The organism is Corynebacterium sp. J010B-136 (genome assembly GCF_002967075.1).
Taxonomy (GTDB): domain Bacteria; phylum Actinomycetota; class Actinomycetes; order Mycobacteriales; family Mycobacteriaceae; genus Corynebacterium.
The window spans coordinates 196,244-212,621 of sequence record NZ_PUGE01000002.1; the positions used below are offsets into that span (position 1 = coordinate 196,244).

The following is a 16,378-nucleotide window of genomic DNA, read 5'->3' on the forward strand; positions in this document are numbered from 1 at the left end:
TTATTTCGCGGAGATATCCGTGTGGGTGGCAATGCCTTTATTGAGTGATCGCTTAACGATGCACAATTGCTCAATCTTTTTCGCTGCCGCCTTGATTATCTTTTCGCGCTCTTGCTCATCGCGGCCTTCGGTGTCAATGAGGAATTTAAAGAGCATCTCGGTGATGTGGTTGTCTTCTTCTGTTGACTTCACCTCAACTTCGGCATGGAAATCTTTGCCGAGCATGTGCGCTAGCTGCATATCAGCAGATAGGGAAGCGCAGCCCAAAAGTGCTGCTTGCAGAAGCTCGCCCGGGGAAAATGCGCCTGGCGTGCCGTGCGGCGAGACCTTTAACGAGGTGCCATCTTTATTAGTGACGGTGTATTCGTTCGGGTTGGTGCGAGTTGCTTTCATAGCCATGCTTCCAGGCTAGCACTGAAACCCATTTTCAGGCTGTGAGCTGGGAAATTGGGTGCGTATCGGGTAGGATCTGCAGTTTATGTCTGATGCATTAGCGCCCTGCCCAGAATGCGGCAGCGAATTTACTTATGAAAATGGTGGCTTTCTGGCTTGCCCAATGTGTGCCCATGAATGGGTCGAAGGTGATGCCTCATCCGCAGACGCATCCGGTGATGTGTCTGCCACTGATTCCAACGTCATTAAAGATGCCGTGGGCAATGTCTTAAACGACGGTGACTCCGTCAGCATTGTGAAAAGCCTCAAGGTTAAGGGCTCTGGTGCTATCAAGATTGGTACCAAAGTCAGCGGCATCCGAATTCTAGAAACCCCGGTTGATGGCCACGATATTGAAGCGAAGGTCCCTGGATTTGGGCCCATGCGCCTTAAGTCCAGTGTGGTTAAGAAGTCGTAGTTAAAACATCGACAAGCGAAGCTTAATCCTTGTGTGGGCGCGGCCACGGCATCTCCAAGTATGCCTCGAGTGAAGTATTGTGCTTTTGCATCAAGCGGGCGAAAGTCTCGATATCTTCCTGGTCCCAGTCGGCATAGATTTTCTCTAGATCTTCTCGCCGGGCAGCCAATTCGCGCCCCAAGGTATCCATTCCTTCAAGAGTGGGGCGGTGAAGCTTCGCAGGATTGTCGGGGTCATCGAAAGTTTCAATGAGATTATTGGCAATTGCTGCCTTGAGCTGTCGATGCACCGTTGAAACATTCAAACCAAACGCTTCCGCCAGCTCGTTAACAGTCATGGGGCCTTGGGCCTTAAGGCGTGCCAAAAGGATCAGTGCGCTGCGGTCCATGATGGATTTGCGCTTAATCGTGGGGAGATTTTGCGCCGCGTACCGGGTGATCAAGACGACTTCATAAGCGATGTGATCTAAAAGCGCCTGAGTTTCACTGTCGTCGTGCTCTTTTGGATCGTTGGAATCCGCTGTCATGATCTACGCCCACTCCTTGTGATTTGCTTGAATGTGTTTTAAGCACCGTCTTAATAAAAATCTATCTTATCAGCACAGTTGCATGATGCAATAAAGGGGTATAGCGTTGATGGGCATAGAATTGCATAGTGCAAAGCAACTGAAGTAAGGAGAAACGTGAACACAACCGAAGAGGTCAAACTCTTTACGCCGACGTTTATCATGGGGTGGATCGCCAACTTCCTGCAGTTTTTGGTGTTCTATTTCCTCATCACCACGATGGCGCTTTACGCAACCAAGGAATTCAGCGCATCTGAAACCGAAGCTGGCTTTGCTGCCAGTGCGATTGTTATCGGCGCAGTCTTTTCCCGATTGGTTTCGGGGTACATTATTGACCGCTTCGGTCGCCGCAAAATTGTGGTGGTCTCCGTCATCGCGACCACTATTGCGTGCGCACTGTATATTCCCATCGATTCTCTAGGTCTGCTTTACGCTGACCGCTTCTTCCACGGTGTAGCTTATGCCTTTGCGTGCACCGCGATTATGGCGATGGTCCAGGAACTTATTCCTTCAGCACGCCGCTCCGAAGGCACTGGATATCTGGCTTTAGGAACGACCGTTTCGGCTGCTATTGGCCCAGCGCTAGCACTGTTTTTGCTGGGGTCTTTCAACTACGAAGTCCTCTTCGTTGTCGTCCTCGGCATTTCGATTGCCTCTTTGATCGCTTCGCTAGTCATCTATTTCCGCACCTCCGACCCAGGGCCAGAGCTGGATGAAAACGGCAATGCTGCTGAGCCCATTAAGTTCAGCTTCAAGTCCATCATTAACCCTAAAGTCTTGCCGATTGGCCTGTTCATGCTGCTGGTAGCCTTTGCCTACTCCGGCGTGATCGCACATATCAACGCTTTTGCTGAAAACCGCGACGTTGTTACTGGCGCAGGCCTATTCTTTATCGCTTACGCCATCTCCATGTTCGTGATGCGCTCCTACCTTGGTAAATTGCAAGACCGCCGGGGCGATAACAGCGTGATCTACTTTGGTCTCGTCTTCTTTGTTATCTCATTTATCGTGCTCTCGCTTTCTACCGCCAACTGGCATGTTGTAGTCTCTGGCGTGCTAGCAGGTCTGGGATACGGCACCTTGATGCCAGCTGCTCAAGCAGTATCTGTTGGTGTCGTCGACAAGAGCGAGTTCGGGTCAGCATTTTCCACCTTGTTCCTGTTCGTTGACTTCGGCTTCGGCTTCGGCCCAGTCATCCTTGGTGCAGTGGTTTCCGCGATTGGTTATGGCTCGATGTATGCGGTGCTCGCCGGCGTTGGCGTTATTGCCGGCATCTACTACCTGTTCACCCACGCACGCACCGAGCGTGCAAAGCACGGTGTAGTCAAGGAGGTTGAAACCATGGTTCTGGCTCAATAGTAAATATTTGAGGCAAGTGAATATTTCCTTCACAGGAAATCGATAAGGCTGCGTGACTAGAATTTTTTCAGTCACGCAGCCTTATTTTTCTTGGAAACTTTAGCGCGTGAACTGCGAAAATGGGGGCTGGCTTATGAAGAATAAAATTTTCTGTTAGCTTAATTCGGTGGCCAAAGCTGGCCAGAACTATTCGACGAAACGACACGCGAAGTCCCTCAGAGCCCAGGACTTCTGGCACGGCACGCTCGAGCACCATCCCCGCTGATTGTCAGGAGACTACATGGATTCATCTATTCATGCCCACACCCCACCGAAACCTAAATCATCCCCAGGATGGATGATTACGATTGCGGCCGCCGCAGCTTTTCTAGCTACCTTCAATGAAACATTTCTCAACGTCGCTTTCGCCCCCATTATGGCTGATTTCGGTGTCGACGTTAATACCGTCCAGTGGCTAACCACTGGCTATCTTTTAATTGCCGCAGTCTTTGTGCCAGTAGCGAACGTCTTATACCGCCGCTTCCCAACCAAAGCGCTGTTTATTTCAGTCACCGCCATCATGGTTGTCGGCTCCATTATCGGCGCGTTAGCACCAAACTTTGCCACATTGCTTGGCGGGCGACTGCTGCAAGCCATTGGCACCGGCTTACTCACGCCAATTGGCATGAATATCACCCTAGCCGTGTCACCTCGGCACAAGCTCGGTATGAACATGGGGATCATGGCCGCGATGACAACGCTTGGCCCCTCACTAGCCATCGTGCTATCTGGTGCTTTACTCACCATTGAGCCATGGAAGACGCTGATGTGGGTATTCGCGGCACTTGTACTTATCGTGCTTATCGCCGGCGCCTTCGTACTGTACACAGTCGTTGAGCTTGGCCGACCAGTTCTTGATATCGCGTCTTTTATCCTGGTCGCGGTAGCTCTAATTGGCATTCTTTACGGCGTCTCCGCAGTGTTTGGCGGCAATATCGTAATCTCCGGCGGGGCAATCATCGTCGGCTTGCTGTTCCTGTGGGCATTCATCCGGCGCCAAAACCGGATTGCCAACCCACTTATTGATCTCACGCCTTTTAAAACAGCAGCGTTCAACCGCGGCGTTGCCATGACCATGCTGGGACTGCTTTTTGTCTTTGCTATGAATGTCACCATCCCGCTGTTCCTGCAAGCAGCCCGCGGCACCGCACCATTGAGCGCTTCGTTGACCCTAGCGCCCGGTATTTTGCTCACTGTTGTTCTTGGCCCAATTGCTGGTCGATGGTTCGACCGCTTCGGCGGACGCCTCTCCATTCCGCTTGGTTTCGCAGTCATGGCTATCTTCGTTGGGCTCGTCGGCTTGGCAGCAGGGCAGACCTCCTTGGTGCTATTCGGCGCGCTTTATGTCCCGGCTGTATTAGCTACCGCATTTGTCATCGGCCCTTCCCAGACCTTTGCTCTGTCGCACCTCGACGAGCGTTCCAGCCCGCACGGTGTCACGGTCATTTCCACCAGTTTCCAAATTGCCGGTGGCGTGGGCACATCACTAGCCGCAGGTGTTTACGGCATGGTGAGCCAAATGCAGTTGGATGCCGGTCAGGCAGAAGTTGATGCGCTAATTACAGGATTCCGCGCAGCAGCCATCTTGGTGATTGTTACTTCCGTTATTGGAATCATCATCGCCATTCGTGCCTATGCGGCACGCAAACCACAAGCTCAACCAGCAGAGACCTCGGCGCCGCAGTCGGCTATCGCAGGGATTATGAAGACTGAGGTCTACACCTTGCAATCATCCGACACGGTCCTAGAAGCGCTATACAAATTCACTTCTCTGGGAATTTCTGGCGCGCCAATTGTGGCTCCCAACGGCCAGCTCGTGGGCTTTATCTCCGATGGCGATATCATGCGCTATCTCTCCGCAGCCCACCCCAGCTCGGTGAATTTCTACTCCTTCGCCGTGCACGAAAAGCAAGAGCTTGACGATGCTATGCAAGAACTCAGCACACTCAACATCATGCAGTTGGCAACCACGCAGGTCATTTCTTTGTCTGAAACGGCATCGCTTGCCGATGCCATCGCCGCGCTTTCCGATGCCCACCTCAAGAAAGTCCCCGTCACCAACCGTGACGGCTCCATGGTGGGTATCATCAGCCGCTCTGCGATTAATCGTTTAGCAATCGCAAACTATCTTGAGACTGAGCACCAAGTGCAGCTTATGGTTTAAGAATCCGTGGCAGGGCCCAAATCATCACCAGCATGATGCACAGCTCCACTAGGGTTTGGGTCACCACCACCAAAGGTGCAAGTTCAAACTGCGCAGGCAGAGCCAGCACCAGCGGCAACACCACGAGGGAATTGCGGGTCACGCCGCTAAAGACGACCGCGCGCTGGCTGGAAATACCGAGCCCGGCCGCGCGCGAAACAACCGCGCCGCCGGCGACCATAAGCCCCGCAAAAGCAATATAAAGCGGGACGAGCACAACGAGTTTGCCGAGCTGGTGAGAGACCTTAAAAATCTGCGAAGCCACGATGATGGCCAAAGTCGCCATCATCAACGGCACCATCGCCGCAGACACACCATCTGCTAATTTCTTACCCCAACTTGTGCGCGCAGCAGCAAATTGCGTCAGCCCGGCTGCACACAACGGAGCAACAATTAATAGTCCAAAGGCTTCTAAAAACGGTACAAAATCTACCGAACGGACAAACTCCGTGCCCACGAAAAGCCACAGATATACAGGCAGCAACAGCATCTGCCCAATCATGAGCAGGGGAGTAGCAGAGAGCAAACGCTCACTCGCACCGCCAGCAAAATGGGTAAACACAATGACGTAGTCAATACACGGTGCCAAAAGCACGAAGAGCACGCCGACCAACAACACCTGGTCACCCGCAATAAACCTGGTCAGCAGGAAAACCACCACAGGCACCAGGACAAAGTTGACCACCATTAAGGCGCCAAGGAATCTAAAATCTTTCAATCCTTGTCCCAAGCGGGCTAAAGGCACCATCAAAAACGTGGCATAAAGCAATAGCCCCAGCACCGGATTAATGGCCGTTTCCAAAGGCGCACCCAACCTTGGAGCCGTAAGCCCTAGAACCGCACCGATTGCCAAAGCAATCAGATACATCCAGATTTGGTGCTTTTCCAACCAGGCAACCATTAAATCTCCTTTTATTTACCCAGTCGGTTCAGTGGCATTCCACACCGCCGCCCATTTTTGCCCCAGTGACTCAATATTTTCATGCGCATTGATGCCACTTGGCTGCGGCACCACCCACAACTGCACATCGGCAGGCCAGCCGGCAGGAATATCCACCAACTCCGGGTCTTGCAGCCCGAGCTTCGCCTTGCGCAGCCCAAAGGCATCACGGTAGGCAGTAATGCCAGCTACCGCCACCGACTCGGGCCGCAGCCTCGCCACTAGCTTAACGATGCGCCCTGCCCCCATCCGCAACTGCTCCCTAGTCAGTTCATCTGCGCGTGCCGTTGCCGTTTCAGAAATGAAGTTAGTTAGCCCAATGCGCTTGTCCGCGAACTCTTGAAGAACTGAGGCGGGAAGTCCACGGGAGGCATCGACAAGCTGGCTTAAGACGCCACTGCGAAAAAGCGATGGCCAAAACCGATTCGCCGGGTGTGCAAACGGCGCATTGACCGCCGCTGTCCAGGGGCTCGGGTTGACCCCGACGATAAGCATGCGCAACCGCGTGGTTTCATCCTCAGCGGGAAGGATGTCATCAACAGCCGCCAGCCGAAACCCTTCTAAATCCTGCTTGGTGGGCTTGTGGCCATTCATGGGCGAGGGACGACGGGGAGCGAATTTCATGCCTTTTATCCTAGTTCCCAGCGCCGCCGGCGATCTTTACCAACTTGTAATTGGTAACGTGCGCAGCAAATTCGCGCCAATCCCCATCGAACTTATTCTCACCACGAATGAAATCGCCAAACTTTTTCTTTACCGTGGGGCCCAACGCTCCAAGAGAATAGAAATTAATGCCCAAGCTGGGTCGATGGGGAGCGTGACGGCAAGAAAAGAAATGCACTACCTCAATATCTCTTGATGAGGAAAGGACACTTTTTCATGTCAGTAAACGTAAAAGACCTTCTCACCGCAACCGCATATGACAACAACGGCGACAAAGTTGGCGATGTCAACGAAGTATTTGTCGACGACTCTTCCGGCCAACCCACCTTCGTCGACGTCAATCATGGCCTATTCGGCATGGGCAACTCCCTTGTACCGCTGCGCGGACATTCCCTCGACGGCGACAATTTGACCTTGGCTTATGCCAAAGATCGCATCAAAGGCGCCCCAAATTTCGACGCCGACAAGCCGCTTACTCCCGAGCAGCAAACTGAAATCTACCAGCACTACGGCGTCTCTGAATCTTCACACGTTGATGGCTACACCGGCGGCGAACGCCCCCGCAATGAACGCCCGCACGACGAACGCTCGGGTAACGAGAACACTTTCGCCGAGGACCCTTACACCGGCACGTCCCACACTGGTGCCGCAGCAGACACCACAGCAGAGCAATCCCACCTCGATGGTGGCCCGGTGGGCGCAGCTGGGGCTGGGGCTGGCGCTGGTCTAGCAGGTGCCGGAGCTGCCGGTGCAGCTGCATCCGCTGGTACCAGCACTAACTCGGCCGAAGCACCCGCCGCTTCCAGCAACGACAACACACTGATTCGTAATGAGGAACACCTCAACGTCGGCACCGAACGCGTCGAAACAGGTGAGGCACGCCTGCGCAAGTACGTAGTCACTGAAACTGAGACTGTCGAAGTTCCCGTTTCCCACGAAGAAGTCCGCGTCGAACGCACACCAATCTCCGCAGAAGAAGCCGAGGCGCAAGCCAAATCCGGTGGGCTTGACGCTAACGGTTCTGAAGATGCTTCAGTCATGCTTCACGAAGAGCGCCCTGTAATAAATAAGGAAACCGTCCCAGTAGAAAAAGTAAACCTCAGCACCGAAGAAGTCTCCGATACCGAGCGCGTGACTGACGAAGTTCGAAAGGAACAAATCGATGCTGATGGCATCGACAGTTTCGACGATAAGTAGCCTTACTTAAAGATGTGAGTTCGCCTTTGAAATAGGCATTTTGCAACGCCCCGTGTTCGCACGGGGCGTTTCCTTTGTCTTTATGCTTTGTAACGTCTTCCTTCCGAACCGGATTTTCCTCCATACACCTTCCATGCACCCGCCGCGTACCCTTCGCGCTCACCAAATGCCCGTTGCTCGCCAGGCTCGTAGTTCCAGTGAGCGCGAAGAGTACATCAGTTGAGGATCTCTGCGTTTTCCTAAGATACGAGGAGCTATGCGCTCTTCGCGCTCACCGGGAGAGTGTTGTTGGCTAGGCGGTCGGCTTCGGTGAGCGCGAAGGGGACATCTGGGACATCTGGGATGTCTGGGACATGGGGATATCGCGGGCGCCGGGGCATCGGCGCAACCACAGCATGGAAGCTAAAAGAAAACAAAAGCGGCTCGCACCGAAATATTTTGGTGCGAGCCGCTCGATAAGTCAGCAGGGCTTAGGCGTTGACGTCAGCCTTTGCCTTGGAGTGGGAAGGGGAGACTGCAGCTTCGATGCCCTCGGCACCAGCGTCCCAGACGTCCTGGTCCAGGATCTTGGCGCGCTTGGCCACGATGGTCGCAGCCAGGGACTGGCCGGTGACGTTGACTGCGGTGCGGCCCATATCGATGATTGGCTCGACAGCCAGCAGTAGACCAACGCCAGCCAGTGGCAGACCCAGGGTAGACAGGGTCAAAGTCAGCATGACGGTTGCCCCGGTGGTGCCAGCGGTAGCGGCGGAGCCGATGACGGAGACAAAGATGATCAGCAGGTAGTGCGTCAGCGTCAGTTCGATGTCGTAGAACTGTGCCACGAAGATTGCAGCGATAGCAGGGTAGATAGATGCGCAGCCGTCCATCTTGGTGGTCGCGCCCAGCGGGATGGCAAAGGATGCATATTCACTAGGTACACCCATGGAGCGTTCGGTCACGCGCTGGGTAACAGGCATAACACCCATGGAGGAGCGGGTGACAAAGCCCAGGGAGAATACTGGCCATACGCGCTTGTAGAACTCAATGGTGTTGATGCCGTTGAACTTCATCACTGCTGGGTAGACCACAATCAGAACCAGCGCCAGGCCGACGTAGATGGCCAGGACAAACTTGCCCAAAGAACCGAGTGCGTCCCAGCCGTAGGTGGCAACAGCCTTACCAATCAGCGCGGCGGTACCGATTGGCGCCAGGCGGATGATCCACCACAAGATAACCTGGATGACCTTGAGGAAGGATTCGGTAAAGCGCAGGAATGGGTCGGCAGCTTCGCCAGCCTTAACCGCAGCGATACCAATAGCCAAGGAGATAACCAGCAGCTGCAGCGCCGCGAAAGATAACGAGACGCCATCATCGCTTGTCGATGCAGACAGGCCGATAAAGTTATCCGGCACAATCGATTGGATAAACGCAGTCCATGAGCCCACGCGAGAAGGATCTGCCGCGGAGGATGGATCAACGGTGGAGTTAACACCTGGGCGCATAACTAGTGCGACCACGATGCCAACAAGAACGGATAAAAATGCCGTAATCGCAAACCACACCAGGGTGGATACTGCTAATGCGGCTGCGTTGGCGACCTTGCGCAGGTTGGCTACGGAAGTAACTACTGCGGCAAAGATCAGTGGTGGTACCATCACGCGCAGCAGCTGGACATAAGCGTTGCCGACTCCACTGAGGAGATCACTTAGCCACTGCAAGCTCATGCCAGAGGCGACGAAACCTAAAATAAGTCCGACAATCAGGCCGGCGAAGACCTGTGCGCCGAAGCCCGTTGCCCATTTGGGCAGCCCGGCTTTCTTCTGCTTGGTTGATTCCGAGCTAGTTGCCGTATCAGACACGCTCAGCACCTTTCTTTTTAATTTCTAGACCGCTCGGTTTGAATTGAATAGACCGATCAGTTTGTTTGACTGTTTTACTTTAGCTTTAAATTCATAACAACACAACGTCATGTGTTTAAAGGAACATTCCCGTGGTGAAGGGCGAGGGTGCATCGATAAGCAAGGCGGGGAGCGAAAACCTTTGGCATGATGGGATGTTATGGACCTTGAACTGCTAAAAGTAGAAGAAATTGAACGCGTGCTCGTGGTGGTTGCCCACCCTGATGACGCTGAATATGGACTATCTGTTGCCGTCAATAACTTCACTGCGGCGGGCAAAGAGGTGGGCTACTTGCTGCTTACCGCGGGCGAAGCTGGCATCCGCGACATGGAACCGGCGAAGACCAAAGCTCTGCGTGCTGATGAGCAGCGAGCTGCCTGTCAGGAAGTCGGCGTTGAGCATCTGACCATCCGGAATTTCCCGACGGTGAGATGGGATATGGCCTGGATGTATGCAAAGCTGTGGCGAAAGAAATTCGGGAATTCAAGCCCGATACTGTGGCTGTTATCAACTTTGATTTCTCGGCAAGATGGGGGATTAACCATATTGACCACCGCGTGACCGGTGAAGTGGTCGCCGATGCCATCCGTGATGCTGATAATCCTTGGACGCACCGTGACCTGGACGAAGAGCCGTGGAAGGCTGACCGGTTGCTGATTTCTGGAAGCTCCACCCCGACTCACCGCTTGCGCGTTAGCGATGCTGACGTGCAAGCTGGTGTGCGCTCGCTGGAGCAGCACAAGGCCTACCCGGACGCGTTGCCGGACCACCCGAAGCCAGCTGATTTTATCCCCGCCATGGTGAGCGGCGAGGGGGAAGAAAAGTACCTGAGCCTGCGGGTTGTCAATATGTAATCCGGCGAAGTCGGGGCTAGTTTTGCGTGTTCCATCTTTCGGACGATATGTATCGGATCAAGGTGTGAAAAGTACTTTCATCCGGTAACTTTAAGGCTATGTCGAAGTTGAGTCCGCTGAATTGGCCGGTTGTGCGCCAGATGAAGCGCGGCGATCTATTTGGCCGGGATAAATCCACCCAGTCAGCAAAATCGGAAAACCTGCACGGGCGCACCGTAGAGGCAGACAAAGTTGTTCAATCTGTCTGCCCTTACTGTGCTGTGGGCTGCTCGCAGCGGGTCTATGTCAAAGATGACCGGGTTGTTCATATTGAAGGCGACCCGGACTCACCAATTTCGCGGGGACGTTTGTGCCCGAAAGGTGCTGCCTCTGAGCAGCTGGTCAATTCGGCGACCCGAATTACCAAGATTAAATATCGCGCGCCCCATGCTACTGAGTGGGAAGACCTCGACCTAGAAACCGCAATGGACATGATTGCGGACCGCTTTATTGAATCCCGCCGCAATCAATGGCAGGACACCGATGATGAAGGCCGCGTTTTAAACCGCACCATGGGTGTGGCAGGACTTGGCGGCGCTACCTTGGATAATGAGGAAAACTACATTATCAAGAAGCTGTTTACGGCAGCTGGCGCGGTGCAGGTCGAAAACCAGGCGCGTATATGACACTCCGCCACGGTTCCCAGTTTGGGATCCTCGTTTGGCCGTGGTGGCGCAACTCAGCCACTGCAGGATATGGCGAATGCTGACTGCATTCTGATTCAAGGCTCGAATATGGCCGAGTGCCACCCAGTGGGCTTCCAGTGGGTTGTCGAAGCTAAAAAGCGTGGTGCGCGTGTGATTCACGTGGATCCTCGCTACACCCGTACCTCGGCTTTTGCGAACCGACACGTTGCTATTCGTGGCGGCACCGACGTGGTACTTCTTGGCGCCTTGATTAAGTACATGATTGATAATGAGCTGTATTTCCACGACTACGTGGTTAATTACACGAATGCTTCGTCGATCATTTCGCCGGACTTCCGCGATACCGAAGACTTAGACGGGCTGTTTTCTGGCTACAACCCAGAGACCGGCAAGTACGTCACGGACTCGTGGCAGTATGTGCAAAAGCCTGAAGGTTCTTCGTGGAATGTTGAGCGTGATGAGACTTTGCAGGACCCGAACACGGTCTTCCAGATTCTCAAGCGCCACTACTCCCGCTACACCCCAGAAATTGTGGAAGAGACCTGCGGTATTTCTCAGGAAGACTTCCACTACTTGGCGGAGTCGATTGCGCAGAACTCCAATCCGGAGCGCACCACGGTCTTTGCCTACGCCTTGGGCTTTACCCAGCACACCCTGGGGGCACAGTTCATCCGCACCGCTGCGATCTTGCAGCTGTTGATGGGCAATGTTGGCCGTCCTGGCTCTGGCATCATGGCGCTGCGCGGACACGCGTCTATTCAGGGCTCGACTGATATCCCGACGCTGTTTAATAACTTGCCGGGCTACTTGCCGATGCCTCACGCCGACCACGGCGACTGGAACGGCTTCCTCGATGCGATTGCCAAGGAAGACCAAAAGGGCTTCTGGGGTCTGCGTGAAAACTACGCAGTGAGCTTGATGAAGTCCTATTGGGGCGAGAACGCCACCAAGGACAATGATTGGGGCTGGAATTACATGCCGCGCATCAACGGCGCGCATTCCACCTATGAAACCTTGATGGGCATGCTCGACGGCATCGTCGAAGGCTATATCGTCTTCGGTCAAAACCCAGCGGTCGCCCAGTCCAATGGCAGCATGCAGCGCCGCGGCTTAGCTTCTTTGAAGTGGCTGGTTGTCCGTGACTTCCAGGAAATTGAGACAGCATCGTTTTGGTATGACTCACCGGAGATTAAGACTGGTGAGCTCAAGACCGAAGATATCGGCACCGAGGTATTCCTTCTGCCTGCGGCAACGCACGTAGAAAAGGCCGGTACCTTTACCCAAACCCAGCGCATGCTGCAGTGGCGTTTCCAGGCCACAAATCCACCAGGAGATGCAAAGAGCGATTTGTGGTTCTTCTACCAGTTGGGCAAGAGGATTCGTGAAAAGCTTGCTGGATCTACTGATCCAATGGATGCGCCGTTGTTGGCGATTGACTGGAACTATGAGGAAAACTCGCACGGTGAGCCCGATCCCGAAGACGTGCTGCGCGAAATCAACGGTTACTACCTAGACGGCCCGAAGAAGGGGCAGCTGCTGCCTGGCTTTACAGAGATGAAGCCTGATGGCACGACGTCTGGCGGCTGCTGGATTTACTCCGGCGTGTTCAAGGACAATATCAACCAGTCTGCGCGCAAGGTTTCAGGCTCTTCGCAAAACGAGGTTGCGCTGGAATGGGGCTGGGTATGGCCATCGAATCGCCGCATGTTGTACAACCGTGCATCCGCTGCGCCCGACGGCACACCGTGGTCGGAGCGCAAGAAGTACATTTGGTGGGACGCAGAGGCTGGCCGCTGGACGGGCGATGACGTACCGGACTTCCCGGTCAACTTGGACCCGTCGTACCGCGCGCCTGTCGATGCCAAGGGCCCCGCAGCCCTTGACGGCACCGATGCTTTCATCATGCAGGCAGATGGCCGCGGCTGGTTGTTCGCACCGAAGGGGCTTGCCGATGGACCCCTGCCGACCCACTACGAACCACATGAGTCGCCGGCACGCAATATTTTGTACAGCCAGCAGCAGTCGCCGACACGTTTGACCATCAAGCGTCCGGACAACCTGTCGAAGCCAATGGTTGGTGAGCCAGGCTCTGAGGTCTACCCAGTGGTGTTCTCCACGTATCGTCTCACGGAGATGTATACCTCGGGTGCGATGAGCCGCCGCCTGCCATATTTGGCAGAGCTGCAGCCAGATTTGTTTGTAGAAGTCGACCCAGTTCTGGCGGAAAAGCGTGGCCTGGAAAACGGTGGCTGGGCAACAATCATTTCGCCGCGTGGCGTGATTGAAGCTCGCGTGCTTGTTACCGAGCGCATGGAATCCATGACCATCAATGGCAAGGATTTCCACCAGATCGGTCTGCCTTTCCACTACGGCCAATCCAGTTCCTCGCCAGTTACTGGTGACGGTGCCAATGACTTGCTTGGTCTGACTTTGGAGCCGAATGTGTTCATTCAAAACTCCAAGGTCGGTGCATGTGAAATCAAGGCCGGCCGACGCCCACGCGGCAAGGCGCGCCTGGAGATGCTCAAGGAATACCAGCGTCGTGCCGGATTGACGCTGGACACCGGCAACGAGCTTATCGATCCCGATGCGCAGCAACTAGATGGTACTTCGACGATCGACCTCTTTATTCCGAATAAGGTGGATAAGGAGACGGTGGAGACATCGACAAGCGAGCCTGGCGCCGCCGATGGTTCTGCACACCATGGCTCAGCGATGGGCGAAGTCCCGGATTCTGAAACAGGCGATACGGAAGGAGGCGAAAAGCAATGACGGTAGCGACCAATCAGACGACCAATCAGCTAACTGAGAATTCGCACGCGCACGGTTATGACAATTACCAGCGCATGGCCTTTTTCACCGATACGTCGGTGTGCATCGGCTGTAAAGCCTGCGAAGTGGCGTGTAAGGAGTGGAACCGCAACCCGGTCGAGGGCTACAACCTGACCGGTAATTCCTACGACAACACCGGCGCGCTGGGCGCGAATACGTGGCGCCACGTGGCGTTTATTGAGCAAGACAATGAGCGGATTACCAAAGCACGCGAGGAAGGTGCCAAGCTGGTCTCGCTGGGAATGCCGACGATTGGCACTTCGCCTGTCGATGCATCCTCGGCGAATACCGCCTCGGCCCGAAGTGCCGATACGACCCCGCCGGATACTGATACTTTCCGTTGGCTGATGTCCTCTGATGTCTGCAAGCACTGCACCAATGCTGGCTGCCTGGATGTGTGCCCAACCGGTGCTTTATTCCGTACCGAGTTTGGCACTGTCGTGGTCCAAGATGATGTCTGCAATGGTTGCGGTACTTGCGTTGCTGGCTGCCCGTTCGGGGTTATCGAGCGCCGCGAAGACGGCGGTGTCTCGCTCAAAGCCAACCACGTCGAAGCCCAAGAAGTCCCTGAACATGCGGGCATTAACGTGTTTAAGAAGCTGAAGCAACTGCGCCCGCAAGGTCCTGACCACGTCCCTGGTGAGACCATGCCGATTAAGAATATTGGCGTGGCTCAAAAGTGCACCATGTGCTACGACCGTTTGAAGATGGGCGAACAGCCAGCCTGCTCAAAGACCTGCCCGACGGACTCCATCCAGTTCGGTACTTATGAGAACATGCTGGCCGCAGCACAAGCGCGCGTGGCTGAGCTACACCGTCAAGGTCAGACCGAGGCGCGCCTTTACGGCGCAAACAACGAAGACGGCGTCGGTGGCACAGGCTCCATTTTCTTGCTGCTGGACTCTCCAGAGGTCTACGGTCTTCCACCAGATCCGCGTGTCCCGACCGCCGATTTGCCCGCGATGGCGAAGACATTTGCAAAGGCCGTTGGCGCCATGGGCATTGCCGTCGCAGCATCGTTTTTAGTTGGTAGAGGAGGGAAGTAGATGCCGGATTTTGACGAGTATCGCCCGCCCGGATACGAGCGCCGCTACCGCGGTGGCAAGAAGAAAAAGGGCAACGGTTCGCGCAAAAAGCGCGGTGCGGGTGCGCAGGATGGTACGCGCGAAGAGCGCATGGCGATGGACTTTGAGTTCGCCAACTACTACGGCCAACCAGTGGTCAAAGCTCCACCATGGGAGTGGCCGATTGGCGTGTACTTTTGGCTCGGCGGCATCGGCGGCGGTTCGGCGTTGCTCGGTGCCGGTGCACAGGCAACGTCGAATAAACCACTGCTGCGTACTACCCGGCTGACCTCGATTGTTGCAGCAGGCCTTGGCTCGGTATTTCTCATTTTGGACCTTGGTCGACCCGAGCGTTTCTACAACATGTTCCGCGTATTCAAGGCATCTTCGCCCATGAACATGGGCTCGTGGCTGCTCGGCGGATTTTCCGGTGCAGCTGCTGTTGCTGCTGCTTCCGAGGCCGCTGAGATGACCAAGAACGTGTTGCCTTTGCCAAACGTTGTTCACCGTGTTCTGCACACCGCGGCTGGTCCCGCCGGAATTGTTTCTGCTGTACTCGGCGGCCCCTTGGCTGGCTACACGGCTGTGTTGATTGCCGATACCTCCAATCCCACCTGGAACGGCGCCAAGAAACACTTGCCGTACGTTTTTGTGGCTTCGGCCTCTCTAGCTTCGGCCGGCACAGCGATGATCACCACCCCAGTCGAGAACGCGGCTCCCGCTCGCGTGCTCGCGCTAGCTGGTGTGGCCGGCGACTTAGCGATGGTCCGGGTCATGGAAGACAACATGGAACCCGAGCATGTCAAGCACCTCAAAGAGGGCAAGCCCGGCAAGTTGATGAAAGCATCCGAGTACCTCGCCATTGCCGGCGGTGTGGGGACCGCACTTGCATCTGTAACCAAGTCCCGCGCTGTCTCCGTTGTTGCTGGCGGCTGTCTCGCAGCGGCTTCTTTGTGCACCCGCTTAGGCGTCCTTGAAGGCGGCCTCGAATCTGCCAAAGACCCTGAGGCAACGATCGGCCCGCAAAAGCGTCGCGCCGAAGCTCGCCTTCGCGACTCCGGACTTACAAATTCAGTGATTACTACTAAGTAGCGCCTCTTCGGGTACACGGCTAGACATCGACAAGCCCTGCGAAGCGCTGCCAACCGCTGCCAACCGCTGCTAACCGCGGCTAAACACAGTCGCCTCGCCCCGCGCGTCCCCTTCGCGCTCACCAAAATAGCCCCAGTCCCGAGGACAGCACTT

14 protein-coding genes and 1 pseudogene are annotated in these 16,378 nt (G+C 55.0%); 10 read left to right on the top strand and 5 right to left on the bottom strand.

The window, feature by feature from the left end; translation table 11 throughout:
• Positions 1-399: an OsmC family protein gene (locus C5Y44_RS04315; protein WP_105323820.1), complete on the bottom strand. Its 399-nt coding sequence runs from the start codon at positions 397-399 to the stop codon at positions 1-3.
• 79 nt (positions 400-478) lie between these two features.
• Here C5Y44_RS04315 and C5Y44_RS04320 point away from each other — a divergent pair, with 79 nt between their 5' ends.
• On the top strand, positions 479-850 hold the full coding sequence (locus C5Y44_RS04320; RefSeq protein WP_105323821.1) for a zinc ribbon domain-containing protein YjdM: 372 nt from the start codon (positions 479-481) through the stop codon (positions 848-850).
• Between the two features lie 22 nt (positions 851-872).
• Here the strand turns inward: C5Y44_RS04320 and C5Y44_RS04325 are convergent, their stop codons facing one another.
• Entirely contained in the window at positions 873-1,376 is a 504-nt protein-coding gene (locus tag C5Y44_RS04325) for a MarR family winged helix-turn-helix transcriptional regulator (protein ID WP_105323822.1), read from the bottom strand.
• A 201-nt stretch (positions 1,377-1,577) separates the two neighbouring features.
• Between C5Y44_RS04325 and C5Y44_RS04330 the strand changes: the two genes are divergently transcribed.
• Together C5Y44_RS04330 and C5Y44_RS04335 are read left to right on the top strand one after the other, a co-directional pair.
• On the top strand, positions 1,578-2,774 hold the full coding sequence (locus C5Y44_RS04330) for an MFS transporter (RefSeq protein ID WP_369831071.1): 1,197 nt from the start codon (positions 1,578-1,580) through the stop codon (positions 2,772-2,774).
• A gap of 280 nt (positions 2,775-3,054) precedes the next feature.
• Positions 3,055-4,977, top strand: coding sequence for an MFS transporter (locus C5Y44_RS04335; RefSeq protein ID WP_233189827.1), 1,923 nt, complete (start codon positions 3,055-3,057; stop codon positions 4,975-4,977).
• On the opposite strand, the gene C5Y44_RS04340 is transcribed toward C5Y44_RS04335, so the two are convergent.
• Together C5Y44_RS04340 and C5Y44_RS04345 are read right to left on the bottom strand one after the other, a co-directional pair.
• Positions 4,967-5,917 (bottom strand): arsenic resistance protein, encoded by a 951-nt coding sequence (locus C5Y44_RS04340; protein WP_105323825.1) that lies wholly within the window; start codon positions 5,915-5,917, stop codon positions 4,967-4,969. The genes C5Y44_RS04335 and C5Y44_RS04340 overlap by 11 nt on opposite strands.
• 15 nt (positions 5,918-5,932) lie before the next feature.
• Positions 5,933-6,580, bottom strand: a complete 648-nt coding sequence (locus C5Y44_RS04345; RefSeq protein ID WP_105323826.1) for a mismatch-specific DNA-glycosylase — start codon at positions 6,578-6,580, stop codon at positions 5,933-5,935.
• On the opposite strand from C5Y44_RS04345, the gene C5Y44_RS04350 reads away from it, so the two are divergent.
• Both C5Y44_RS04350 and C5Y44_RS04355 read left to right on the top strand, forming a co-directional pair.
• Complete coding sequence (locus C5Y44_RS04350; protein WP_105323827.1) at positions 6,579-6,815, top strand: hypothetical protein; 237 nt, start codon at positions 6,579-6,581, stop codon at positions 6,813-6,815. The genes C5Y44_RS04345 and C5Y44_RS04350 overlap by 2 nt on opposite strands.
• 20 nt (positions 6,816-6,835) lie before the next feature.
• Positions 6,836-7,816: a PRC and DUF2382 domain-containing protein gene (locus tag C5Y44_RS04355; RefSeq protein WP_105323828.1), complete on the top strand. Its 981-nt coding sequence runs from the start codon at positions 6,836-6,838 to the stop codon at positions 7,814-7,816.
• 470 nt (positions 7,817-8,286) lie between these two features.
• Here the strand turns inward: C5Y44_RS04355 and C5Y44_RS04360 are convergent, their stop codons facing one another.
• Positions 8,287-9,657 carry a dicarboxylate/amino acid:cation symporter gene (locus C5Y44_RS04360; RefSeq protein WP_105323829.1) on the bottom strand — a complete coding sequence of 457 codons (1,371 nt, stop codon included), beginning with the start codon at positions 9,655-9,657 and terminating at the stop codon, positions 8,287-8,289.
• Between the two features lie 199 nt (positions 9,658-9,856).
• On the opposite strand from C5Y44_RS04360, the gene C5Y44_RS13575 reads away from it, so the two are divergent.
• The 5 genes and pseudogenes from C5Y44_RS13575 (at position 9,857) to nrfD (ending at position 16,225) form a co-directional block, all read left to right on the top strand.
• The gene (locus C5Y44_RS13575) at positions 9,857-10,258 is read left to right on the top strand and encodes a PIG-L deacetylase family protein (RefSeq protein WP_369831068.1); all 402 of its coding nucleotides are present in this window, start codon (positions 9,857-9,859) and stop codon (positions 10,256-10,258) included.
• On the top strand, positions 10,255-10,551 hold the full coding sequence (locus C5Y44_RS13580) for a hypothetical protein (protein ID WP_369831069.1): 297 nt from the start codon (positions 10,255-10,257) through the stop codon (positions 10,549-10,551). Before C5Y44_RS13575 ends, C5Y44_RS13580 begins: the two co-directional genes overlap by 4 nt.
• A gap of 98 nt (positions 10,552-10,649) precedes the next feature.
• Positions 10,650-13,832: pseudogene (gene fdnG, locus C5Y44_RS04375) on the top strand (formate dehydrogenase-N subunit alpha); the annotation flags it as partial.
• Positions 13,833-14,005: 173 nt separating this feature from the next.
• Positions 14,006-15,115, top strand: coding sequence for a 4Fe-4S dicluster domain-containing protein (locus tag C5Y44_RS04380; RefSeq protein WP_105323832.1), 1,110 nt, complete (start codon positions 14,006-14,008; stop codon positions 15,113-15,115).
• Positions 15,116-16,225, top strand: coding sequence for an NrfD/PsrC family molybdoenzyme membrane anchor subunit (gene nrfD / locus C5Y44_RS04385; RefSeq protein ID WP_105323833.1), 1,110 nt, complete (start codon positions 15,116-15,118; stop codon positions 16,223-16,225).
• Positions 16,226-16,378 lie beyond the last annotated feature (153 nt).